Origin of the sequence: Micromonospora sp. NBC_01655 (assembly GCF_026339755.1) — a bacterium.
GTDB lineage: Bacteria > Actinomycetota > Actinomycetes > Mycobacteriales > Micromonosporaceae > Micromonospora.
Window position 1 is genome coordinate 4,322,537 of the sequence record NZ_JAPEQF010000001.1, and the last position, 21,866, is coordinate 4,344,402.

Annotated in this window: 18 protein-coding genes; 4 read left to right on the forward strand and 14 right to left on the reverse strand. The window is 72.6% G+C overall.

Annotation, left to right across the window (positions count from 1 at the left end):
• Window positions 1-410 precede the first annotated feature (410 nt).
• Window positions 411-941 (forward strand): SRPBCC family protein, encoded by a 531-nt coding sequence (locus OOK41_RS19870; RefSeq protein ID WP_266266264.1) that lies wholly within the window; start codon window positions 411-413, stop codon window positions 939-941.
• A 170-nt stretch (window positions 942-1,111) separates the two neighbouring features.
• Here the strand turns inward: OOK41_RS19870 and OOK41_RS19875 are convergent, their stop codons facing one another.
• The 8 genes from OOK41_RS19875 to OOK41_RS19910 all read right to left on the reverse strand — a co-directional run bounded on the left by OOK41_RS19875 (window position 1,112) and on the right by OOK41_RS19910 (window position 12,411).
• Complete coding sequence (locus OOK41_RS19875) at window positions 1,112-1,546, reverse strand: VOC family protein (protein WP_117667149.1); 435 nt, start codon at window positions 1,544-1,546, stop codon at window positions 1,112-1,114.
• Window positions 1,547-1,584: 38 nt separating this feature from the next.
• Window positions 1,585-2,832 carry a glycosyltransferase family 4 protein gene (locus OOK41_RS19880; RefSeq protein WP_128763538.1) on the reverse strand — a complete coding sequence of 416 codons (1,248 nt, stop codon included), beginning with the start codon at window positions 2,830-2,832 and terminating at the stop codon, window positions 1,585-1,587.
• A 186-nt stretch (window positions 2,833-3,018) separates the two neighbouring features.
• Complete coding sequence (locus tag OOK41_RS19885; protein WP_266266265.1) at window positions 3,019-6,237, reverse strand: ThuA domain-containing protein; 3,219 nt, start codon at window positions 6,235-6,237, stop codon at window positions 3,019-3,021.
• A 422-nt stretch (window positions 6,238-6,659) separates the two neighbouring features.
• Window positions 6,660-7,775 carry a sugar phosphate isomerase/epimerase gene (locus tag OOK41_RS19890; RefSeq protein ID WP_117667155.1) on the reverse strand — a complete coding sequence of 372 codons (1,116 nt, stop codon included), beginning with the start codon at window positions 7,773-7,775 and terminating at the stop codon, window positions 6,660-6,662.
• A 397-nt stretch (window positions 7,776-8,172) separates the two neighbouring features.
• Window positions 8,173-8,751, reverse strand: a complete 579-nt coding sequence (locus OOK41_RS19895) for a TlpA disulfide reductase family protein (protein WP_266266266.1) — start codon at window positions 8,749-8,751, stop codon at window positions 8,173-8,175.
• Window positions 8,748-9,182 carry a hypothetical protein gene (locus OOK41_RS19900; RefSeq protein ID WP_266266267.1) on the reverse strand — a complete coding sequence of 145 codons (435 nt, stop codon included), beginning with the start codon at window positions 9,180-9,182 and terminating at the stop codon, window positions 8,748-8,750. Before OOK41_RS19900 ends, OOK41_RS19895 begins: the two co-directional genes overlap by 4 nt.
• 88 nt (window positions 9,183-9,270) lie before the next feature.
• On the reverse strand, window positions 9,271-11,316 hold the full coding sequence (locus OOK41_RS19905) for a M6 family metalloprotease domain-containing protein (protein ID WP_266266268.1): 2,046 nt from the start codon (window positions 11,314-11,316) through the stop codon (window positions 9,271-9,273).
• A 177-nt stretch (window positions 11,317-11,493) separates the two neighbouring features.
• Window positions 11,494-12,411: a dihydrodipicolinate synthase family protein gene (locus OOK41_RS19910; RefSeq protein WP_117667161.1), complete on the reverse strand. Its 918-nt coding sequence runs from the start codon at window positions 12,409-12,411 to the stop codon at window positions 11,494-11,496.
• Between the two features lie 257 nt (window positions 12,412-12,668).
• Here OOK41_RS19910 and OOK41_RS19915 point away from each other — a divergent pair, with 257 nt between their 5' ends.
• The gene (locus tag OOK41_RS19915) at window positions 12,669-13,898 is read left to right on the forward strand and encodes a CdaR family transcriptional regulator (protein ID WP_266266269.1); all 1,230 of its coding nucleotides are present in this window, start codon (window positions 12,669-12,671) and stop codon (window positions 13,896-13,898) included.
• Between the two features lie 287 nt (window positions 13,899-14,185).
• Window positions 14,186-15,391, forward strand: a complete 1,206-nt coding sequence (locus tag OOK41_RS31940) for a chitosanase (protein ID WP_323136189.1) — start codon at window positions 14,186-14,188, stop codon at window positions 15,389-15,391.
• A 28-nt stretch (window positions 15,392-15,419) separates the two neighbouring features.
• Here the strand turns inward: OOK41_RS31940 and OOK41_RS19930 are convergent, their stop codons facing one another.
• Both OOK41_RS19930 and OOK41_RS19935 read right to left on the reverse strand, forming a co-directional pair.
• Window positions 15,420-15,653 (reverse strand): hypothetical protein, encoded by a 234-nt coding sequence (locus tag OOK41_RS19930; protein ID WP_266266270.1) that lies wholly within the window; start codon window positions 15,651-15,653, stop codon window positions 15,420-15,422.
• A gap of 147 nt (window positions 15,654-15,800) precedes the next feature.
• Window positions 15,801-16,847: a serine protease gene (locus tag OOK41_RS19935; RefSeq protein WP_266266271.1), complete on the reverse strand. Its 1,047-nt coding sequence runs from the start codon at window positions 16,845-16,847 to the stop codon at window positions 15,801-15,803.
• Between the two features lie 235 nt (window positions 16,848-17,082).
• Here OOK41_RS19935 and OOK41_RS19940 point away from each other — a divergent pair, with 235 nt between their 5' ends.
• Entirely contained in the window at window positions 17,083-18,285 is a 1,203-nt protein-coding gene (locus OOK41_RS19940; protein ID WP_266266272.1) for an NB-ARC domain-containing protein, read from the forward strand.
• Here OOK41_RS19940 and OOK41_RS19945 read toward each other — a convergent pair.
• The 4 genes from OOK41_RS19945 to OOK41_RS19960 all read right to left on the reverse strand — a co-directional run bounded on the left by OOK41_RS19945 (window position 18,272) and on the right by OOK41_RS19960 (window position 21,864).
• Complete coding sequence (locus tag OOK41_RS19945) at window positions 18,272-19,039, reverse strand: GntR family transcriptional regulator (RefSeq protein ID WP_117667173.1); 768 nt, start codon at window positions 19,037-19,039, stop codon at window positions 18,272-18,274. The genes OOK41_RS19940 and OOK41_RS19945 overlap by 14 nt on opposite strands.
• An 83-nt stretch (window positions 19,040-19,122) precedes the next feature.
• Window positions 19,123-19,827 carry a deoxyribose-phosphate aldolase gene (gene deoC / locus OOK41_RS19950; RefSeq protein ID WP_243639309.1) on the reverse strand — a complete coding sequence of 235 codons (705 nt, stop codon included), beginning with the start codon at window positions 19,825-19,827 and terminating at the stop codon, window positions 19,123-19,125.
• Between the two features lie 40 nt (window positions 19,828-19,867).
• Window positions 19,868-20,323 (reverse strand): D-ribose pyranase, encoded by a 456-nt coding sequence (gene rbsD, locus OOK41_RS19955; protein ID WP_117667175.1) that lies wholly within the window; start codon window positions 20,321-20,323, stop codon window positions 19,868-19,870.
• Entirely contained in the window at window positions 20,320-21,864 is a 1,545-nt protein-coding gene (locus OOK41_RS19960; RefSeq protein ID WP_266266274.1) for a sugar ABC transporter ATP-binding protein, read from the reverse strand. The genes rbsD and OOK41_RS19960 overlap by 4 nt, the downstream gene beginning before the upstream one ends.
• Window positions 21,865-21,866: the final 2 nt, after the last annotated feature.

Genomic DNA, 21,866 nt, shown 5'->3' on the forward strand with positions numbered 1-21,866 from the left:
GGACCGGGAGAACGGCCTAATCTAACGGTTGCCGCCGCACCGGGGACATGGGCCGTTGCGGCGGCCGTGGACGACGCAACGTCCGGCCCTCCGCGGCGACACGGCCATGATCGTCGCACGGGACGTGACGGCGTCGTGATCGACCACCGTGGGACACGGGCCGGCGACCGGCCCGCCGCGCGGGCCGCGTTCCCGGCCCGGCACCGGGTGGCGGCGACGAGGATTGACGGGACGTCCCGCAACCCTCTATAACGTGGGAAAGCTGGTCACGCACGTCGATGGACTCGGGTCCGCCCGCCGCCCCGACCCCCGCGAGCTGCGTGACCGGCGTCCCTGCGGCGGCGCCCGGTTCCCCCTCCCGTCCACCACGGGTCGACCGGGGCGCCCAGCCCGACACCGAAGGCGGCAGCGTGCGATACACCGACGGCCCGAGCGTGGCGTGTGAGCTCTACGTCGAGGCGGCTCCGCCGCAGGTCTGGGAGCTCGTGACCGACATCCACCTGCCGGCTCGGCTGAGCCCCGAGCTGCAACGGGTGGAGTGGCTCGACGGCGCGGACGGCCCCCGGCTCGGGGCGAGCTTCGTCGGCTACAACCGCCACCAGCAGATCGGTGAGTGGCGCACCGTCTGCCAGGTCGTGGAGCTGGAGGAGCAGCGCCGGTTCGGGTGGACCGTCCTGGACGTGGACGGCAGGTTCGCCGGCCCCGACGGCAACTGCACCGAGCCGGCGGCGGCCTGGTGCTTCGAACTCGCGCCCGAGACGACCGGCACCCGGTTGCGGCAGACGGCCCGGATCGGCCCCGGCCGTTCCGGGATCAGCCTGTTCATCGACCAGATGCCCGAGCGCGAGGAGGATCTGGTCGCCTTCCGGCTCGACGAGCTGCGCACCAACATGACCGCGGCGCTGCGCAGCATCCGGGGGCTCGCGGAGGGCGACCGCTAGGGTCCTGAGTCGGCACGCCGCCCGTCCGGGCCAGACCCGCGGACGACGGCCCCGCCACGTACGGCTGGCGAACTCGCGGCGCAGGACGCCGGCGGGCGGGTCGCCTCGGTCACAACGACATCCAGCAGTAGAGGCGCTGTCCACTTCCGCACGCCCGGCGGCCGCGCCCCTCAGGCCGCCGCTGCGGCGACGCAGAACTCGTTGCCCTCCGGGTCGGCCAGCACCACGTGGTGGCCGTCGAACTCCGCCAGGACGCTCCCGCCCGCCTCGACCAGGCGCTCGGACTCCGCCCTGATCCGCGCCCACCGCTCGTCGGGGCCGCCGTGCCCCGGCACCCGAACGTCGATGTGGAGCCGGTTCTTCGCCGTCCGGGGCTCGGGGACGCGGAGGATCGACAGGCGGGGACCGATGCCGTCGGGGTCGCAGAGCCAGGCGCCGTCGTCGGCGGAGTCGTCCTCCGGAAGGTCGAACTGCGCGAGCCACTGCGCGCGGGTCGCGAAGGGGGCGGGCGGTGGCTCGTCGACGTAGCCCAGTGCCGTCTTCCAGAACGCGGCGAGGAGTTGCGCGTCTGCGCAGTCGAGCGTCAGATCGATCCTGGCTGCCATGGCAGGACCGTAGCGCGCACCTACGACAGTCGGGCCCGTCAGCCCCGGCGGGGGCCGGGGTGGCGGCGCAGGCGGGGCGACCGGACGGCCAGCTCGAAGTACAGCCGCTCCAGGTCGCGGGCCGCCGCGTCCCAGTTGTACTCGGCGAGCACCCGGTCGCGCAGCAGCGCGGCGCCGGCCCGCTCCGCCGGCACGTCGGCGGTCACGGTGGCCAACGCCCGTAACAGGTCGTCGCCGTCGCCGTCGCGGAACAACCGTCGGCCGGGGGCGTCGCGTTCCAGCACTTCGACGTGCGGTTCGATGTCGCTGGCCACCACCGGCAGCCCGTACGAGGCGGCCTCCAGCAGCGTCAGCGGCAGCCCCTCCAGCCGGGAGGGCTGGACGAAGGCCGCCGCGTGCGAGTACAGCTCGGCGAGCTGCTCGCCGTAGACGAAGCCGGTGAACACGATGCGCGGGTCGTCGCCGGCCTCGCGGCGGAGCCGGGCGACGAACTCGTCGGTGAAGGCGGAGCCGCCGACGACGACCAGCCGCAGGTCGGTGGGCAGCCGCCGGAACGCCCGGACGAGCAGGTCCGCGGCCTTCTCCGGCACGAGCCGGCCGACCAGCAGCAGGTACCCCCCGGGGCGCAGGCCGAGGCTGTCGAGCTGCCGGGGCGGCAGGTGCCGTGGGGCGGCCACCCCGTTGGGGATGTACCGGGCGGGCCGCCCGAACCTGGTCGCGTAGTGCGTCGACAGGCCGCGCGACACGGTCACCCTGGCGTCCGGGACGTACCCGCTGAGCCGGTACGCGGCGCCGAGCACGGCGCGCGCCGCCCGGCCCCACTTGTCCCGCTGGTTGTCCAGGCCGTGCACGGTGAGCACCACCTTCGACCGGGAGGCGTAGCGGGCCAGCGGGGCGGTCAGGATCGGGCCGAGCCCGTGGTAGTGCACGATGTCGGGCCGTTCGGCCAGGGCCGCCAGGGTCGAGGTGGTCGAGTGCACGATCGCGTCGAGGTGCTTGCTGGCGACGGTGCGGGCCCGGCGCAGCCGGATGCCCCGGTGCTGCTCGACGGACACGTCGCCATAGCTGTCCCGACAGTAGACGGTCACCTCGTGGCCGAACGCGGCGAGCCGGCTGGCCATCTCCTCCACGTGCCGCTCGATCCCCCCGTAGGTGGCGGGCACGCCCTTCTGCCCGATCATCGCCACCCGCAGGGGGCGCCACCCCGGCGGCCGGGTCGTGCCCGACTCCGACCGGTCGGGGCGGGAGTGGTCGGTCGCCTCTACGGCGTCCTCACGAAATGGCACTGTCCCCCCTAGGTTCGCTGCGCCCGAGGTGGCGAACAGGCACCAGACGCACGGGACGCTAGATCATCGGCGGACCGTCGGACAGGGGCCGGACAGCCAACCCGAGCAGCACGTCCGGCCACCCCGTACCCGGTGCGTCGCCGGGAGGACGGAACGTGTCCGTCCCCCCGGCGACTGAGGGCCTGGTCAGGCGGTCGAGCCGCCGAACTCCACCCAGTTGAGGTTGAACAGACCGGTCGTCGGCCCGCCGGCGACGGGCTTGAAGACCAGGTAGAGCTTGTGCGACCCGGCCGCCTGGCTGACCGGGACGGTCTGGCTGGCCCAGACGCTGGTGCCGGTGGTCGCGTTCAACGTCGCGCTGGTCACCAGCGCTCCGGTCGGCGAGTCGAGCCGCAACTCGACCACGCCGCGCGGCGTGCCCGCGGTGGCCGTCGAGCCACCGGCGTAGCGGAACGTCACCGAGCCGACCCCGCCGAGGTTGACCGGGTCGAACGCGATGTGGTCACCGGCGTCGATGCCGGCCACGTGCGAGCCGCCGCCGGCGTCGTTGGTGGTGGCCACCGACACGCCCTGCTGCACCTGGGCGAACTCGGCCTGCTGCCGCCGGGTCTGCAGGACCACCTGGTCCAGGCCGGACAGAGCCGGCTGGCCGTTGGCGCCGAGGTCGGTGTAGGTGGCGCTGATCGCGCCGTACAGGTAGCCACCGGCGTGGTCGGCGCCGTCTGCCGGGCTCTCGAACGAGCCGGAGCAGCCGTTGGCGTCGCTCATGCCGTGCCCGTGGCTGTCGTGGCCGAGGACGAAGGACACCGTCACCCGGCTACAGTCGATCGGCCCGTCCTCGGGGTCGGTCACGGTGACCGTCCAGGGCACGGTGTCGCCCCAGTTGAAGAACGTCCCGGCCAGCGGCGCGGTGACCTTCACCGTGGGCGCGGTGTTGCCCACCGTGATCTCGCGGGTGAGCACCGCCGTCTTGCCGCTGGAGTCGGTGACGGTCAGCTTGGCGGTGTACACCCCGTTGCTGGTGTACGTGTACGACGCGTCCGGGGCGGTCGAGTCGGTCGTGCCGTCGCCGTCGAAGTCCCAGGCGATGGCGATGGACTCACCCGGGTCGGCGTCGTACGAGCCCGCGCTGGAGAACTGCACGGTCAGCGGCGCCTGGCCCGAGGTGGGCCCGACCTCCAGCTTCGCCACCGGCGCCCGCTTGCCCTTGACGTAGCGGATCACCGACAGCGCGGCGTCGGGGTTGGCGCGGAAGAAGCCGTCGCCGTACTCCAGCAGGTAGAGGCTGCCGTCCGGGCCGAACTCCATGTCCATCGGGTTGTCGAAGACGAAGCCCGGCAGGAACTGCTCCACCCCGAGCAGGCCACCGCTGCCGTTGGTGCGCATCATGAAGATCTTGTCCCGGCTGAACTCGCCGAACACGACCGCGTCGTCGTAGTACTCCGGGAACTTGCCGTCGGACGCCAGCTCCGCGTCGTAGTCGTAGATCGGTCCGCCCATCGGGCCGACGCCGCCGGTGCCGACCACCGGCCACTTGAAGTCGCAGGTGCCGGGCGGGGTGGACAGGTAGCCCTCGGCGCAGGTGGTGCGGCCGTCGAAGGTGTACCAGAACTGGGGCTGCTGCACCGGCGGAAGGACCCGCTGGCCCGTGTTGCGGGGCGAGTCGTTGACCGGCGCCGCGCAGTTGAACGCGCCCTTCGACTGCTTGGTGACGAAGTCGTAGTCGATGTAGGGCAGGGTCGGCGAGTAGCAGTACGGCCAGCCGAAGTTGCCGGCCTTGTTGGTGGCGAGCCAGCGGCCGGTGCCCTCCGGGCCGCGGGTCGGGCTCGGGGTACGCGAGTCCGGCGAGTAGTCGCCGAGGTAGACCATGCCGCGGGAGTCCACGTCGAAGCGGAACGGGTTGCGCAGGCCCATCAGGAAGATCTCCGGGCGGGTCTTGTCGTCGCGGTCCGCCGACTCGGGGAAGAGGTTGCCGGCCGGGATGCTGTACGACCCGTCGGCCTTCACCTTGATCCGCAGCACCTTGCCCCGCAGGTCGTTGGTGTTGCCGGCGGAGCGCTGGGCGTCGTAGCCGGGGCCTTGGGTCGGCGACTCGTTGATCGGGCTGAAGCCGTCCGAGCCACCGGCGTTGGTGTCGTCGCCGGTGACCAGGTAGAGCAGCCCCTTGCCGTCGAACTTGACCTCACCGGCGACGTGGCAGCAGACGCCGCGGTCCACGTCGACCCGCAGGATCTGCTGCTCGCTGGCCAGGTCCAGGTGCGGGGTCGGCTCCTCGACGAACTTGAACCGGGAGAGCTGGTTGTAGCCCTTGTAGGTGTCCCACACGCTGGGGTCGGTGCTGGTCACCGGGGCGTCCGTGGTGGGGGTGTTCAGTTTGGGCGCGTAGTAGACGTAGACCCACTTGTCGGTGGCGAAGTCCGGGCCCACGGTGACGGACTGCAGGCCGTCCTCGTCGTGCTGGTACACCGGGATGGTGGTGATCACCGGGCTGGCGCCGGTCTCCGGGTCGTACAGCCGGATCTCGCCGCTGCGGGTGTTGTGCAGCACCCGCCCGTCGGGCAGCACCGACAGCGTCATCGGCTCGCCAGGCTCGTCGTTGAGGATGACCTTCTCGTAGTTGGCGTTGATCGTCGCGCCGCAGTCGCCCTGCACCAGGCCGGCCGCCCACTGGATGGCGCCGAGCAGGTGCTTGCGGAACGCCCCGTTGCCGTACGAGCTCTCCGAGTGGCCGAGCCCGGTGTAGAACGACCGGCCGCCCTGGTACTCCTTGCACCAGGAGATCGGGTGGTCGTAGCCCATGCTGCCGCCGGTGAAGGACTTCTCGTCGACGGTGGCCAGCACGTGCGCGTTGCCCCGGACGTTGGTGGTGAAGTTGTACCACTCCTCGTCGAGGCTGAACTGGCGCGCCAGCGGCTTGCTCGCCGGGTGGGCCCGGTCGGCCACGTCGATGGTGGCGGCGCCGACCGACGACGCACCCGACACCTTGGTCCCGACCACGTCGCGGTAGAACGTCCAGTCCGGCTCGGTCTCGGCCGCGGCGTGCACGCCGACGTACCCGCCACCGCTGCGGATGTAGCGCTCGAAGGCCGCTTCCTGGCCGCTGTTGAGCACGTCACCGGTGGTGTTGAGGAAGATGACGGCGCCGTAGCTGGCGAGGTTGTCGTCGGAGAAGGCGGTCGAGTTCGCGGTGACGTCGACCGTGATGTCGTTGGCCTTGCCCAGGGTCCGGATCGCGTTGACGCCCTTGTCGATGGACGCCCGCCGCTCGCCGGCGGTCTTGGTGAACACCAGGACGCTGTTGTGCTCGTGCCCCTCGTGGGCCGCGGCCGGGGCCACCGCCGTGAGGGGCAGGACGAGGCCCAGCCCCGCTGCCAGGGCGAGCCATCGGTGTAACGGTCTTGCCATGTGATTCCTCCGTGGGGGGCTCGGAAGGTGCGCTGCCCCCTGGCGGGATGCCGCATCCGCCAGGGTGGTGGTGGGTGCTGCGACGGGCGGGGGCCGGGACGCCGCTGTCCCGGGTCGACCGACCGCCCGTCCGGCTGGTCGGCCGCACGCTGCGACGACCGATCACCCGGGCGCTGGCGTGACGGCGGCGCCCGGGGTACGGGATTGCGGGGAGGATGCCCGCGGGGGCCGGCGGCCCGCCTGCGGGTTCTGCGGCCCGTGCGGGCCGGTCGTGGTACGGATGGCGGCCGGCCGGCACCGCCGGTGTCCGCGGCGGCGGGTGCGCGTACGCGGGTGGTCCGGCGCCGCCCGCGGCGCGGGGCGGGTGCGCGGTCGCGTACCGGGACGCGACCGCGCCCGCCCGGGGGCCGGCCCCGGTGCCGTCAGTCGTTGCGGTAGATGGTCAGCTCGGACATGTTCTGGTAGCTGAGCCGGGCGAAGTCGAGCGACTGGCCCGGGGCGGCGGCGCCGCCGGGGGCGCTGTCCTGCTCCCAGTTGGCGTGGTGGAAGTCGGACTCGCCGATGGTCTGGAAGAACTGCTGGAAGTTGATGTCTCCCTCGCCGAGCGGCACCATCTCGTACCCGTTGGGCACCGTGGTGTTGCGGTTGCCGTCCTTGGCGTGGAAGAGCGGGAACCGCTTGGTGCGCCGGGCCACGTTCAGGATCGGGTCGAACAGGGCGGTCTTCTCCCGGCCGGCCGAGTTGACGTACTTGGTGTGCTTGTAGCGGGCCACGTAGGCCCAGTAGATGTCCAGCTCGAAGAAGACGTACTTCGGGTCGGTCTTGGCGAAGAAGTACTCGAGCCGGCGGATACCGGAGGAGCGGGTCGGCTTGTTGTTGGCGTCCAGCGGGCCGCTGTCCAGCAGGAACGAGTAGGCCGCGTCGTGGTTGTGGGTGTACAGCCGCATGCCGCGTTCCTTGGCCTGCCGGCCGAGCTCGTTCCAGGTGTCCGCCGCGGCGTCCCAGTCGGACTGGTAGGAGCTGTTGGTCGGGTCGCTGCCGGTGCCGATGTTCTTCATGCCGAGTTCCTCGGCGATGTCGAGCTGCTGCTGGAAGGTCGCCGCGTTGATCGACGTGTGGGTCCCGTTGGCCACGAGGCCGTTGTCGTCGAGGATCTTCCGGATCTCGGTCGGGGTGATCTGCCGGCCGCCCAGGATCGAGGTGTGCTGGTTGTAGCCGGCGAACTCGATCTCCTTGTAGCCCATCGCGGCCAGGCTGGCGAGCACCCGCTCGAAGCCGTAGGGCACGCCGCTGTCGTCGGGGGCCGCCGAGATCCGGTCCCGGACGCTGTAGAGGATGATGCCCCGGTTGCGCTCCGGGATCAGCGGGTCGACCCGCCACTTGCCGTCCGCGCGGACCGGGGTGCCGGTCTGGAGCACGGGCAGGCCGGCCGCGCCGAGGGCGGCGGCGGCCCCGGCCGAGGCGGCGAGCAGCCGGCGACGGGTGAGCTGGGAGCGCTGCTGCGGATCGGTAGCCGTACGGCGATATGCCTCGTTCACGATCTTCCACCTTTCAAGGGCGGCCCGGGGGGCCACGGTGACGAACGAATCCTGTTGGGAGGGTGAGGGGCCTGCGCCGCCGATACGCACAGCCCGCCGATAACTGGCCGGTCAAGGGGGAATGTCAGCCGTGTTACGTCCGTGAATCGGACACTAACGCTGACCGACAGGGAAAGATAGGTCTCCAACGGAGAAACTTTCGTTCGTACGAACAAAAGTTGTCCAACGGGTGGGGGGAACGTCCGAACGGGTGCCCTGAGCAGGCCACCCGTCCCGGCGACCACGGGCCCGGGGGCAGATTCGGACGTGCGGGCAGCCGTGCCCCGGGCACAGGGAAGCCTCGGTGCGACGCCGACCGGTGCCGGGTCGGCGCCGCACCGAGGTGCCTGCGACGGGACTACGGCTGGCCGGCCAGCACCAGTTCCCGCAGCCGCTGGTCGAGTGCCGGGGCGTCCAGGCCGCCCGGCCAGCCGCGCAGCAGCGCGCCGCCCTTGGCCACCAGCACGACGGCCGGCGGCTCCCGCACCGCGTACGAGCGCCAGATCGTCTGCTGGTCGTCCAGGACGACCGGATACTCCACCCGGTGGGCGCGCAGGTAGTCCTGGACCTCGTCGGCCTGGTCCGCGCCGGCCACGCCGACGAAGACCACCCGGTCCCGATAGCTGCGGGCGAGGTCACTGAGGGCGGCCTGGCGGCTGGCGCAGGTGGTGCACCAGGAGCTGAAGAAGACGAGCACGACCGGACGCTGTGCCCACAGCTCGGCGGCGGCGAGCGGGGTGCCGTCGGTCAGCGCGCCGGTGAACGCCGGAGCGGCCGGGGCGGAGCCGGGCGCCGGGCGCAACGCCAGGTCGGCGGGGACCGGCCCGGGCAGCGTCGCCGCCCCGCCGGCGGGCGCCGGCGGGGGCTCGGGCGGGGGCGTGCCGCACCCGCCCAGCAGCGCCGCCGCCAGCAGCAGCGGCAGGAGCGCCCGCCTCATGCCGGGACCACCGCCACCAGCGCCGGGCCCTCGCTGCTGTCCGGCGTCAGGTCGAGCGCCGGCCGGCCGTCCACCTCCAGCCGGTAGGAGGCCCGCTGCGGCACCCGCACGGGGACGGCGAACTCGCAGTAGGTGGGCACCCGCTCGACCCCGAGGTCCTCGGCGAAGGCGGCCACCGCGGTGCCCGCCGGCAGCCGCCCGCTGGCCAGCGCCGCGCCGTCCGGGTCGAGCACGCGGAACGGCGCCCGATTGTGGAAGTGCAGGTACGGACCGGTGCCGGCGCAGTCCACGCCCGCGGCCCGGATGTTGATGTCGCGGACCAGGACCCGGACGGTCGTCGGGGAGACCGCCTCCTGGGCGGCGCCGACGGCGCCGCAGCCGGTCGCGCCGGCCAGCAGCAGGGGCAGCAGCGTCATGGTGCTTCGCCGCACGTCGTCCTCCTCCTCTCGCCCGCCTGCCGGGTCCGCGGCGGCCAGCCGCCGCGGACCCGGCAGGAACGGGGTCAACCTCGGGCGCCGGTCAGGACTTCTCGACCCGGCACTGCCTGGTCACCGTCTTCGTCGGGTCGCTCTCCGAGGTCGCGGTGAGCTTCACGAAACCGGTGTCCGCGGCGGCGGCGGTGGCACCCACCGACACCTTGACCGTGGTGGACTTGCCGAACTGCGCGGTGGCGAGCTGGTTGGGCAGCCAGGTCCGCCAGCCCTGGCCGGCCACCTCCGCCGACAGGCGGTAGACGTCCGACTTCAGGTACGCGCTGACGTTCTCCGGGTGCTGCTGCCCGCCGGCCGAGTACGAACCGGTGTTGGTCAGCTCGAACGAGCAGGTCACCCCGCGGTTGGTCGGCTTGCCGCCGCTGGTCACCTCGCCCTTGCCCAGCATCACGCCGCGGCTGCTCGGCCCGCCGGTGCCGTCCAGCGAGCGCACCGCCACGGTGTAGGACAGCGAGCCGGCCGAGTCCCGCTTGAGGTCGACGATGTAGAAGTGCAGCCGGTTGGCCTCGTCGATGTACTCGTACTGGCTGCCGGTGTCCGCGCCGGCGTGGAACAGCGCGTCGGAGAGCTGCCGGTAGTCACCCATGGTGATCTTCTGCGGGGTGCCGTCGGGCCGGTAGAAGTCGATCATGTCGATGTCCTGCGGGTTGGCGTCCACCACCCACTGGAACGGCGCGCTGTCGGCGTTCTTCGTCTTGCTCAGCAGCACGCCGCTGTCCGGGGTGAAGGAGTCCGCGCCCATCCGGTCGACGACCTCGACGGTGTAGTTGTTGAAGTTGCCACCGTCGCACAGCGGGTCGGTGCTGACGCCGCACGTCGGCGACAGGTCCTTGTTCAGCGCGATGTTCACGCCGGTCAGACCCTTCGGGCCGGCGTCGACCGCCCGGGCGGTGACCTGCGCGACCACCAGGCCCGAGGAGGCCAGCGACTCCCGCGACAGCCGCAGCACGTGCTCCTCGCCGAGCAGGCCGATCTTGAGCTTGTCCCGCACCGTGTGCAGCGAGCCCATCGAGCCGCCGTTGGTCGGCGGGATCTGCCAGCGGGTGTGCGGACCGCCCGGGCCGTTGAACGACCCGCGCGACATCATGCTCCAGATCCCGGTGTACGCCCTGCGCAGCGGCTCGCCGTACGGGTTGTTGTAGTTGTCGCCGATGCCCAGCAAGTGGGTCAGCTCGTGGGCGTAGACGCCCATGCCGGAACTCTCCCCCTGCGTCGAGGAGCCGCCGCCGGCGTTCGGCCACAATGTCGCCGCCGCCTTCCACGAGGTCCAGTCCACGTAGCGGGTCTTCGCCCAGTTCGGCAGGTTGGGGTCCGGCGGGCCCCAGGCGTCCGGCACGTCCTCCTTGTTCTGGAAAATCATCTGCCCGAACTCCTGCCAGGTCGACGACTCGTCCTGGCCGGCGCTGAGGATGAACACCAGCTCGTACTGGTTGGCGACCTCATCGCCGACGGCCGCCCGCCAGGCGCCCAGGCCGTCGGTGCGGATGTTCTTGCCGCACACGTCCCCGCTCGGGCAGGCGCCGGGGTTGAAGCTGTTGTCCAGCCCGTACTGGTGGGACTTCGCCGGCATCTGGTACGGCCCGAACCCGGCGAGGTCGACGCCGTAACGGCCGTTGGAGTCCTGCATCCAGTACTCGTGCAGGGTGTGGCCCTTGTTGAGGGTGTTCGGGGTGTTCAGGAAGTCCTGGTAGAACTTCGGCACGTCCGCCCGGGGGATGTTGGTCGCGACGGACTGGGGGTTGCCGAAGACCGTCGAGCGGGCCCGCTGGGAGACCGCGAACGTCTGGTCGGGATAGTCGAGCGCCACCAGGGCGATCTTGAAGTTGCGGACCGAGCCCGACACGCTCGGGTCGGCCCAGTTCCTGCCGGGCACGGCCTTGTAGTCGTTCCAGGTCATCGTGTCCGGGTTCTGCCAGGCCTGCGGATCGAGGACCTGGAACGGCGCGGTGCCGCCGGCCGGGTTGGCCGGGGCCGCGGCGGCCTGCGCCGCCCCGGTCGCCACGAGCGTGGTCACCACGGCTGCGGCCAGCAGGGAACGCCTCAGTCGGGTTCGGTTGGGGGTAGCACGGTGCACGGAACCACCTCTCGTCGGAGGAACGCGGTGCCGACGTCCCGGTGGGGGTATCGCGGAACACCTGTCAGCAGGCCGCGCAGCGAATCTAGGAGGGCGGGCCGGTGCCGGTCACCGTGCAGATGTCGGCAGGTGGGCCGGCGACTTCCGACACCTGAAGGACCGGCGCCCACCGGCGGATCAGCCAGCGGGGGCCCCGGAAGCCGGTTCGGCGGTCGCCGCGAGGGCCCGAAGCACGTCCCGGCGCACCCGGTCGGCGGCGGGCCCGGACAGGGGTCCGCGCGGTGGGCGGCACCGGCCGCCGAACCGCCCGGCGCACTCCATGGCGAGCTTGACGGCCTGCACGGACTCGGGCCGGGAGGCCCAGCCGAGGATCGGGTGCAGCTCGGCGTAGAGCGGCAGCGCCCGGCCCAGGTCGCGGGCGACGCACAGCTCGTACAGCCGCACGGCCTGGCGGGGCAGCGCGTTGGGCAGGGTGGCGACCCATCCCGTGGCGCCGCACAGCACCAGTTCGAGCACCACGTCGTCGGCGCCGACCAGCACGTCGACGTGCGGGCAGAGGTCCCGCAGGCGGTGCAGCCTGCGGACGTCGCCGGTGACCTCCTTGACCGCGACGATCCCGTCGATCTCGGCGACGGTCGCCAGCAGGTCCGGCGTGAGGTCCAGCCGGGAGTCGTACGGTTCGTTGTGGGCGACCACCGGCAGGCCGACCGCCGCCACCTCCCGGTAGTGGGCGACCACGTCGGCGGCGCGGGCGGCGGGCCCGTCGGGTGGCGGCGCGAGCACGCCGTGGGCGCCGGCCTCGGCGGCCTGCTCCGCCCAGCGGCGGGCCTGCCGGCTGCCGTAGCCGCCGACGCCGGGCACCACCGCGCAGCCGGACGGCGCGGCCTGCACCGTCGCCCGCACCACGGCGGCCCGCTCGTCGTCGGAGAGGGCCCGGTACTCCCCCACCGATGCACACGGCGCGACCCCGTGGCACCCCTCGGCGGCGAGCCAGCGGACATGTTCCTGGAGCTGGTCGAAGTCGACCGACAGGTCGGCGCGCAACGGCGTGGTGATGGCGACCAGCACGCCCCGCCAGGGCCTACCAGCTCCCACTCGGGTATCCCCTCTCCGCGCCGGCACCGCCCGTCAATCCACCCGCACTGTGCGCGGCGGCGCTGGTGCGGTCCGTACCGGAACCTTAGGAACGTCCGTCGCCACCGGTCTTCGGACAGATGCCGGAACAGTCGCGTTGCCGCCCGTCCTTTTGTCGCGACTTCGACAGTGGACCTTGCGCGATGACCCACCGGCACCGGAGGGTAAGGACTGGCGGTCGCGCGACCCCTGTCACGCGGCGCAACCAGGGGAGATACATGCACGGTGAGCTCCAGCGAATCGTCGACGCCGTCGCCGCCCGGGTGGGGCGACCCGCCCTCATCGAGGACCGGCGGCAGCGGGTGGTCGCCTACAGCGAGCACGACGGCCCGATGGACGACGTCCGCCGGATGTCGATCCTGCGCCGGCAGACGACGCCGGAGGTGATCGCCTGGTTCCGGGGCATGGGCGTGCTCACGGCACGCGCGCCGGTCCGCACCCCCGCGTGCGCCGAGCTGGACCTGCTGGCGAGGGTCTGCGTGCCGATCCGGCACGACGACCTGCTGCTCGGGTTCGTCTGGTTCATCGACGCGGACGGTTCGATGACCGACGCCGACATCGCCACCGCGACCGGCGCCTTCACCGACCTGTCGCTGGCCCTGTACCGGGAGAACCTGCTCGGTGAGCTGGCCTCGCAGCGGGAGACCGAGGCCACCCGTACCCTGCTGGTGGAGAGCCGGCAGGCGCGCGAGCACGCGGCGCGGGCGCTGCTGGAGGAGGGCGTGGTGGCCGCCGACGGGTCGACCGTCGCGCTCGTCGCCCAACTCGTGCCGGCCGGCGGACGGCAGCCCGACGAGGTGGCCCGGATCGCCCTGGAACAGGCCCTGGTCACCACCCGCCGGTGGATCGGGGTACGGGAGACGCTGCACCTGGTCTGGCACGACCACGGGGTGCTGCTGGTCTGCGGCGACCGGGTCGCCGGCCGCCCCTCGCCGGAGGCGTCCGCCGGCCACCTGGACGAGGCGCTGGGCACCGCGACCCGGGGCCTGGCCTCGGTGGACCGGACCGTGACCGGGATCGGCCAGCCCCGCGCCGGGCTGTCCAGCGCGGTCGAGTCCTACCAGGAGGCCGCGCAGGCGGCCCGGGTCGGCACGCAACTGCCCGCGCTGGGCCGGGTGGTCTGCTGGGCCGGCCTGGGCATCTACCGGGTGCTGTCCCAACTGGACAGCCAGCACCTCGACGTCGCGGGCGTCCATCCCGGGCTTGAGCGGCTACTGCGCGACGACGCCCACCAGGTGCTGCTGGAGACCCTGGAGGCGTACCTCGACCTGGCGGGCAACGCGCACGCGACCGCCGAGAAGCTCCGGCTGCACCGGACCACCCTCTACTACCGGCTGCAACGGGTGGAGCAGCTCGCCGGGACCGACCTCAAGGACGGCAACGAACGGCTGTGCCTGCACCTGGCCATGAAGCTCGGTCGGCTCACCGGCCACTACCGCCCGGCGTGACGCCGTCGGCCCGCCCGCGCCCACCCACCGCGGCGGCTGTCCGCAGTGGCAGCACGGGCGCGCCGATTGACACGAGATAGACGTACTGCTATCTGTTAATAGAGTTGCCTAATTGTCGCGGGCTCTCGACAACCACCCGAAGGAGGCCCGGCCGACGCCGCGGTCACGCATTCCTGCCCTGACCGTGGCCCAGGCCGCCGACGACCGCACCCCCGGATCATCGGGGCCGAGCGGGGCTGACCCGACACGCGCCGCCGGCACCGCCCGTCCCCCACCCTAGGAGTGCCATGCCCGCCAAGAGGACAGCCGCCTACCTCGCCGTGGCCCTGTTGATCCCCACCGCGGCGGTCGGCTACGGCCTGCCGTCGGCCAGCGCCGCGACCGCCGGGCCGATCACCGGCCTGGGCGGCAAGTGCGTCGACGTCGCCGCCGCCAGCTCCGCCAACGGCACCGCCGTCCAGCTCTACACCTGCAACAACACCGCCGCCCAGGTCTGGACCGTCGGCAACGCCGACGGCTCGATCCGCGCGCTCGGCAAGTGCCTCGACGTCACCGCGGCGTCGACCGCCGACGGCGCCAAGATCCAGCTGTACGACTGCAACGGCACCGGCGCCCAGCGGTGGAGCGCGGCCGACGGCGCCCTCGTCAACGCCGGCTCGGGCAAGTGCCTGGACGTCACGGACCGGAGCACGGCCGACGGCACCCGGTTGCAGATCTGGACCTGCGCCGGCAGCGCGAACCAGCGGTGGACGCTGCCCGGCGGGGGCACCACCCCCAGCCCGTCCGCCCCTGCCGGGGTGAACCTCGACAACCCGGCGAAGAAGGACGTGGCCATGCAGATCGTGTCCGCCGCGGAGAACTCGTCGCTGAACTGGCGGGCCCAGTTCTCCTACATCGAGGACATCGGCGACGGGCGGGGCTACACCGCCGGCATCATCGGCTTCTGCTCCGGCACCGGCGACATGCTGGAGCTGGTCGAGGCGTACACGGCCAGCAAGCCGGGCAACGTGCTGGCCCCGTACCTCCCGGCCCTGCGCAGCGTCAATGGCACCGACTCGCACGCGGGCCTCGACCCGAACTACCCCCGCGACTGGCGGACGGCCGCCGTCGACGGTGTGTTCCAGGCCGCCCAGGAGTCCGAGCGGGACCGGGTGTACTTCAACCCGTCGGTGCGCGACGGCAAGGCCGACGGGGTGCGGGCGCTCGGCCAGTTCGCCTACTACGACGCGGCGGTGATGCACGGCTACGAGGGCATGCGGGCGATCCGCAGCCGCGCCCTAGCCCGGGCGAAGCCGCCGGCCCAGGGCGGCGACGAGCGGACCTGGCTCAACGCCTTCCTCGACGAGCGGGTCGCCGAGATGAAGAAGGAGGAGGCCCACTCCGACACGTCCCGGGTCGACACCGCCCAGCGGGTGTTCCTCAACAACGGCAACTTCGACCTGAACACGCCGCTGGTCTTCGCCGTCTACGGCGACCAGTACCGGATCGGGTAGCCCGGCAGCCGTGGGGGCGCGAACGGTCTCAGTCGGTCGGCATCGGCGCCGGCAGGGCGCTGCGCATCCGGTCCGGGTCCCAGTAGGAGTCGTCCGGGGCCGGCAGGCGCGTGCTGACCGTTCCGACGTCGCCGGTGGGCGTGAGAACCGAGGGCTGCCCCGCCGGCCCGGACCGGCGGGCCGTCACCACCCCGGCCACCACGACGGCGACCAGCACGAGCGCGACCGCCGCCCCCACGGCCACCACCCAGCCGTTCCTCATCTTCCGCTCCTCTCCGCCGGCTCCGGCGCTTCGACCGCCCCGGTCGCCGGCCGGGCGGCTGGAGCACCACCCCGGTGGGACGCGCGCGGGCCCCGACCGGATTCCACGGATCACGGTCGGGGTCGGCGGTTCACCCTGTCGGGTGACTCAGGTGCGGTTCGCCACCGAGTTGAAGGCGTCCATCACCGCGGTGTCGAAGTACGAGCTCCGGTTCACCCCGTTGCCGTCCAACGTGCTCATGATGCCGTTGACGTAGCCGTACGCGTCGTTGTACAGCCGCAGCCAGACCGATCCGCTGGAGCCACCGGTGAAGCCGCAGCCGAGGGCGATCTTGTTCTCCTGGAACGGCCAGATGCCGGGCCGGTAGGTCGTGCCCTGGCAGTACTGCTGCCAGCCGCCGTCGTACGGGGGCGCCGCCGGGTAGGCGAGAATGGTCACGGCCTGGTCGTAGCTGTAATTGACCGAGAGCCCGTTTCCGCCGAGCACATCGACGGGCCGCTGGCCAGAGCCGTTCGGCCACACTGTGATGTAGGAGACGTCACGATCGAGGTTGCTGTCGTTGATCCACGCATTGAACGTCGTCAGATACTTGGCCGACCAGCGGCCGTACGGTTCGGCACCGTAGTTGTACAGCGGGACGAATACCCAGTTCTGCATCCACTGGCCGCCGCGGCCGCCGTGCACGCAGTGCCCGGCGCTCATGACGAGCAGCTTGGAGCCGCTGTTCACGGTGCCCGCCGAGCAGACGTAGTTCTTCCCGTCGGCCGGGTTGTAGAAGAAGACCTTGCCGACCGTGGCGGAGGCGGCGACGTTGGCGGCCATGGAACCGCCAGCGGCGGGGACGCGACTGGTCGCGGCCTTGACGCTCGGCGCGGCGGGCGGCGTGGACTGGGCCGCGCCGGTCGGGCGCAGGCTCTCACCGGAGCTGGCGGGGGCCTTCTTGACCAGCGTGTCCGCCGAGATCGCGGTGCGCATCCGCTCGGCGGTCCAGTAGTTGCTGGCCTGCTCGGCGGCCGTCAGGCCACTGTGGGCGGTGGTGGAGGTGGTCGCCGGCGCAGTGCTGACCGACGCCCCGGCGGTGGCGGCGGGCGCCGGGGCCGCCTGCGCGGTGCCGGCGCCGACCAGGGCCATTCCCGCAGCGAGCGCCACGGTCGCGGCGACCCGGGTCGCGCGCCGGATGTCCGGATAGTGCATTCGTTTCCCTCCCGGTGGTGGAATTGGCGCTTGTGGAAGCGCTGGCGACAGCATGGCCAGCCGGGAAGCATGAACGGAAGCGGATCGAGGCGTTAATTGTGTCGCTGACAGTGTGTCGGCGTCATGACTCAGGGCAATAGCGTCGACGCTGGCGGTGATAGAAATTGGTATCCACTTCCGAACCAGCGTCGAATACGTGGGGAGAACGCCGATGGGTCGGCTCACCCGTCCGTTCGTGCCAACGGGTCCCCTGGCCGATTTCTACGAGCGGCTGCACGACCTGCACGTCGCGGCCGGGCAACCGAGCGTGCGCCGGTTGCAGCGGCTGACCCGCACCGGGCGGTGGCCCACGGGAATCAACCCCACGTCCATCCACGCCGCCTTCGTCCGCCCGCGCCTCGCCCGCTGGGAGGTGGTGCGCGAGATCGTCCGGGCGCTCGGCGGCGACGTCGACGAGTTCACCGGCCTGTGGTGCCGGGCCCACCGCTGCCAGGCCCGCGACGACGTCGGGCCGGTGGACCCGGCGCCGCAGGACCGGGCGTGGGCACCGGCGGCGCACGTCCCCGTGCCCCGGGAACTACCCCCGGACGTTCTGCCGTTCACCGGGCGCGGCCTGCTCCGCGGCGCCCTGGACGCGCTGCTGGCCGAGGCGGCGAACCGGGCGGCGATGATGACCGTGCTGCTCACCGGGGCGGCCGGGATCGGCAAGACGGCGCTGGCCGTGCACTGGGCGCACCGGGTGGCCGGGTGTTTCCCCGACGGCCAGCTCTACGTGGACCTGCGAGGCGACGGCTCGGGTCAGCCGCCGTCGCCGACGGAGGTGCTCGCCGCCTTCCTCAACGCCCTCGGCGTCGCCAGCACCGAACTGCCCGGCACCGCCGCCGCGCTGGCCGCCTGCTACCGGACCCGGATGTCCGGCCGCCGGACGCTGGTGCTGCTCGACAACGCGTCCTCGGTCGAACAGGTCCGTCCCCTGCTGCCCGGGTCACCGGGCTGCCTGGTCCTGGTGACCAGCCGGGAGAACCTGGCCGAGCTGGTGGTCCGGCACGGCGCGCGGCGGCTGGAGCTGGGGCCGCTGAGCACCGAGGCGGCCGTCGAACTGTTGCGCGGACTGCTGGGCGACCGGGTCGACGCGGAGCCCGAGGCCGTGTACGACCTCGTCCGGCGCTGCGCGGCTCGCCCGCTGGCCCTGCGCGCCGCCGCGGAGCGGGCGGCGGCCCGCGGCACGCTCGTGCTGGCCGCCGAGGACAGGACGGCCGCCGAACCGGCGTGGGGTGGCGCCGGGGCGGAGCGGGGCCGGCCGCCGCGCCTGCGCGGGCCGACCGACCCGGCCCGGTCGACCGGGGCCACGGCGCCGGCCCTGTTGTCCCGGGTGCGCCCGCCCGGCGCCGGTCCCCCGGCGCGACGACCGGAACAGGCCCAGCTCAGCGCCGGCTGAGCAGGGAGGTGACCCGCATCCGCTCGCTGTGGATCCACACGTCGGAGTATTCGATCGGCCGGCCGTCGTCGAGGTAGGTGATCTGTTCCAGGTACAGCAGCGGGAATGCCTCGGGCACCCCGAGGGCCTCGGCGACCCGCCCGGAGGCGGCGGTCGCGGTGAACGTGCGCCGGCCGGTGCTGATCTTCAGCCCGTAGTCGTTCTCCAGCAGGCCGAACAGCGACCGGTCGGCCAGGTCGTCCCGGTCGAGGCCGGGGGCCAGGTCGATGCGTACGTAGTTGACCAGCCAGGCCACCGGCCCGGCGGTGCTCGACCGGAGCCGTTCCAGGCGGAGCACCGACTGGCCGGGGCGCAGGTCGAGCAGGGCCGCCACGGGCGACGGGGCGGCCATCACCTCGTGGGAGAGCACCTGGGTGGTGACGGTGACGCCCTGCCGGGCGAAGTCCTCCGACAGCGTGGTGAGCTTCTGGGCGATGGACGGCTCGATGGCGGTGGAGGTGACGAAGGTGCCGCGCCCGCGGACCTGCACGAGCAGGCCGTCGCGGATCAGCGTGGCCAGCGCCCGGCGCAGGGTGCCCCGGGAGATGCCCAGGTCGACGGCCAGCTCCGGCTCGCTGCGCAGCCGGTAGTGCGGCGGCCATTCGCCGGACAGGATCCGGGCCCTGATCTGCTCGGACACCTGCGCGTGCAGCGGCGCGGGCGCGGCGCGGTCGAGCTGCTCACTCGCCCCGGCGGGGCTTGACTGGTCGGACATGACGCCTTCCCGTGGCGGCCCGTCGCCCCTCGACCCCGGTGGTGGTACGGACCACCGGTGCGGTGTCGAGGGGCGACGGACGGTCAGTAGCTCGTGGTGTGCTCGTTGACTTCGTCGGTGACGATAGCCACCCCGGCGCTGGTGCCCAGCAGCACCGCCCCCGCGCGCAGCAGGGACACGGCCTGGTCGAAGGACTTGATCCCGCCGGAGGCCTTGACCTGCACGCCCTGCGGCGCGCGGGCCACCAGCCAGGCGACGCTGTCGGGGTTGGCCACCTCGACCGCGCCGCTGCTGGCGTTCTTGAGGAACGCGGCGCCGGCCTCGATGGACAGCTCGACGGCGGCCTCGCGCTCGGCCGGGGTGAGCAGCGGCAGTTCGAGCATCACCTTGACCGGTACGCCGGAGGCGACCACGCCGGCGATGTCGGCGCGGAACGCGTCGTACCGGCCGCTCTTGAGCCAGCCGATCTGCACGCCGATGTCGATCTGCGTGGCGCCGGCCCGGACCAGGCTCTCGGCCTCGGCGGCCTTTCCGGCGCTGGTGGTCACGCCCACGGTGGGGAAGTCCAGCGCGGAGGCGACCTCGGCGTCGGTGCCGCGCAGTACCTCGGCGACCTCGGCGACCCAGGAGCCGGGCACCATGGCGGCGTTGAAGCCGTACCGGAGGGTCTCCTCGGCGTGGGCGACGATCTGGTCGCGGGTGACGCCGACGTCGATCAGGGTGTGTTGGATGTAGGGCGCCAACGCCGCGGAGGTGATCTCGGTGTCGGTCAGGATGGCAGTGCTCACGTTCTTCTCCAATGTCGGTACGACGTGGCGGGTGTCGCCACTACATCCGGTCCCGGTAGTAGTCGGGCACGATGACTCCGGGCTCGTCGAACCAGCGCGGCACGTCGACGCCGCAGACCAGCCCGACGTTGCCCCAGGGGTTGAACGCGCCGGTCCGGACGATCGCCTTGGCCTGGTGGGCCAGCTCGCCGAGCATCTCGGCGTGCTGGCGGGTGGTCAGCGGCACGCCCGGGAAGCGCTGCCCCAGCCAGTCGGCGAGCGGCCGGTTGTGGGTGGTCACGTCCTCGGCGACCACGACGCCCTCGACGATGATCTCGTCGGCGACGAGGTCGAGCACGGTGGTCAGCGGGGGCAGGTCCTCGGCGATGGCCAGGTCGACGCGGTGCGCGCCGCGCGGGATGGGGAACCCGGCGTCGACCACGAGCAGCAGGTCGGTGTGACCGAGGGTGGCGAGCGTCCCGGACAGCTCGGCGTTGAGCAGGCCGCTGCGTTTCATGCCTTCTCCTTCATGGTGTGTGCGCCGGTGGCCAGGGCCATGACCTTCTCCTCGGTGGCCTCGGCCGCGTCGATGACGCCGACGAGCCGGCCGGCGGCCAGGACGGCGATCCGGTCGCTGACGGTCAGCAGTTCGGGCAGGTCCGAGGAGGAGACGACGATCCCGACGCCGGCCTCGGTGAGGCTGCGGAACAGCCGGTAGATCTCCGCCTTGGCGCCGACGTCGACGCCGCGGGTGGGCTCGTCGAGCAGCATCAGCCGGGGCTCGATGGACAACCAGCGGGCGAGCAGCGCCTTCTGCTGGTTGCCGCCGGAGAGCTGGGTGATGCCCTGGGCGGTGGTCGAGGTCTTCACCCGCAGGTCGCGGGCACGGGTGTCGGCGTCGCGCCGCAGCGCGCCCCGCCGCAGCAGGCCGAAGGGCTGCCGGCGGCCCAGCGTCAGGATGTTGACGTTGTCGGCGACGCTCATCGTCGGCAGGATCCCCTGCTGCCGCCGCTCTCCGGGCAGGTACGCAACGCGGGCGCGGATCGCGTCGCGCGGTGATCGGGCGGTGAACGTCTCGCCGTCGAGCGACAGCTCACCGCCACTGATCGGGTCGGCGCCGAAGATGCCGCGCAGCAGCTCGATCCGGCCGCTGTCGGGCAGGCCGGCCACGCCGAGCACCTCGCCGGGCGCGACGTCGAGATCGACGCCGGTGAACCCGGTGCCGCGGACGCCCCGCAGCCGCAGCCGGGGGGTGGCCGTCGGGGCGGGCGCGGGCGTGTCGTGCCGGGCGAACTCGGCGGCGAGTTCCCGGCCGACCATCGCCGCGACCACCTGGTCGGGGCTGACCTCGGCGGTCGGCCAGTGCCCGACGTGCCGGCCGTCGCGCAGCACGTGGATGTGCTGGGACAGGGCGAAGACCTCGGGCATCCGGTGCGAGACGTAGAGCAGGGTCACGCCGTCGGCCTGCAACGACCGGATCACCCCGAACAGCCGCTCCGACTCCGCCGGCGACAGGATCGACGTCGGCTCGTCCAGGATGACCAGCCGCGCCTGCCGGGCCAGGGACCGGGCGATGACCACGAGCTGCTGCGAGGCGGCGTCGAGGTGCCGGACGGCGCCGCGCGGGTCGACCCGCAGGCCGAGCCGGTCGAGCAGCTCCGCGGCGCGCTCGTCGACGCGGCGGCGGTCGGGGAACGGGCGGGACCCGGGTTCGGCGCCGAGCATGATGTTCTCGGCGACCGTGCGGTCCTGGGCCAGGGCGAGTTCCTGCGGGACCAGGGCGACCCGGTGCCGGCTGAGCAGGGTGGCCGGGTCGAACCGGCGGACCTGTTCCCCGGCCACCCGGACCGCGCCGGCCGTGGGTGTGTCCAGCCCGGCCAGGATCTTCATGAGGGTCGACTTGCCGGCGCCGTTCTCCCCCATCACGGCGGTGAGGCTGCCGGCGGGCACGCTCAGGGTCACGTCCTGTAGGGCCCGTACGGCTCCGAAGTGCCTCGACAGACCCGTCACCTCGACGGCGGCCGTCGTCGGGGCGGCGATCGTGGCCGGGCTGGTCATCG

Bases quoted from the DNA above. Each gene is read 5' to 3' on its own strand.
- rbsD (WP_117667175.1), bottom strand. From the start codon at position 20,323: ATGAAACGCAGCGGCCTGCTCAACGCCGAGCTGTCCGGGACGCTCGCC.
- OOK41_RS19945 (WP_117667173.1), bottom strand. From the start codon at position 19,039: ATGTCCGACCAGTCAAGCCCCGCCGGGGCGAGTGAGCAGCTCGACCGC.
- OOK41_RS19930 (WP_266266270.1), bottom strand. From the start codon at position 15,653: ATGAGGAACGGCTGGGTGGTGGCCGTGGGGGCGGCGGTCGCGCTCGTG.
- OOK41_RS19935 (WP_266266271.1), bottom strand. From the start codon at position 16,847: ATGCACTATCCGGACATCCGGCGCGCGACCCGGGTCGCCGCGACCGTG.
- OOK41_RS19875 (WP_117667149.1), bottom strand. From the start codon at position 1,546: ATGGCAGCCAGGATCGATCTGACGCTCGACTGCGCAGACGCGCAACTC.
- OOK41_RS19915 (WP_266266269.1), top strand. From the start codon at position 12,669: ATGCACGGTGAGCTCCAGCGAATCGTCGACGCCGTCGCCGCCCGGGTG.
- OOK41_RS31940 (WP_323136189.1), top strand. From the start codon at position 14,186: ATGCCCGCCAAGAGGACAGCCGCCTACCTCGCCGTGGCCCTGTTGATC.
- OOK41_RS19895 (WP_266266266.1), bottom strand. From the start codon at position 8,751: ATGAGGCGGGCGCTCCTGCCGCTGCTGCTGGCGGCGGCGCTGCTGGGC.
- OOK41_RS19960 (WP_266266274.1), bottom strand. From the start codon at position 21,864: ATGACCAGCCCGGCCACGATCGCCGCCCCGACGACGGCCGCCGTCGAG.
- OOK41_RS19885 (WP_266266265.1), bottom strand. From the start codon at position 6,237: ATGGCAAGACCGTTACACCGATGGCTCGCCCTGGCAGCGGGGCTGGGC.